1 pseudogene is annotated in these 814 nt (G+C 52.2%); it reads right to left on the bottom strand.

The features are described 5' to 3' along the window. Nucleotides 1-117, bottom strand: a pseudogene (locus HT737_RS32475) (DUF2384 domain-containing protein); the annotation flags it as partial. Nucleotides 118-814: the final 697 nt, after the last annotated feature.

The following is an 814-nucleotide window of genomic DNA, read 5'->3' as shown; positions in this document are numbered from 1 at the left end:
CTCGGCGTTGCAACCCCAGCGCTCCATGAGATTGAAGAAAAACTTCAGCGCGACGCGCCCGGCCTCGGGGACGTCGAGTTGTTCGCGTGGGGTGAGGGCTGGCGATGAGGTAGGCATGTTCGTCCTTCTAAGCGGGTCCGCAAGATGAGCGTAGTACACATATGAATTTTTTACATAAAATTATTCGCATACGAATAAACGCCTAAGAATTTCCAAGTTGACACGTTAATGTTCCGTGGCAGAGGATCTGCCTCAAGAGCGCGAAACCGACTGCCATCAGGTGGCGATAGTCGGCGGTAGGAACCCCGTTGATGACCTGAAGATCAGCGCTCGGGTGAGACCTCTACCCTTGTTCAAGGGAGCAAAAAGCCGACAGCAATGTCGGTTTTTTATTGCCTGGTTTATTTGAGCATTTCGCTTGCCTAGTCAAAGTGCTGGCGAACTTTGCCTATGTGCATTCACATGCGGACGCTCTTCAGCGCCCCGTGAATGGCGGCTCTAGAGTCGCAACAAACTGGTGAAGACTAAATTGGAAAGCATCCCTGATGCTAAGGGCACTCGCGCTCAAAGCTGAAAAATATGCGCATATCTCGCCGGGGAAATTACAGGAGCCATAAGCCGTTTCTCCTCGAAAAACCCGCCCTGCGCACCAAAACCACGCACTTTTCTTGACCCCAATCACCCCCACGTCATCAAAAATCCCGATCCTGTGTCAGCTTCCAGCCATCGGCAGGGACATCAATTCGCTACTAAATCCGCGACAACTATGCTCAGGTGCTGGAATATAGCCGGCATATGACGCCGGATCGGCAGT

It is taken from the genome of Pseudomonas sp. MD195_PC81_125 (assembly GCF_014060985.1).
Classification (GTDB): Bacteria; Pseudomonadota; Gammaproteobacteria; order Pseudomonadales; family Pseudomonadaceae; genus Aquipseudomonas; species Aquipseudomonas parakoreensis.
This window is presented reverse-complemented; position numbering and strand designations above follow the sequence as displayed.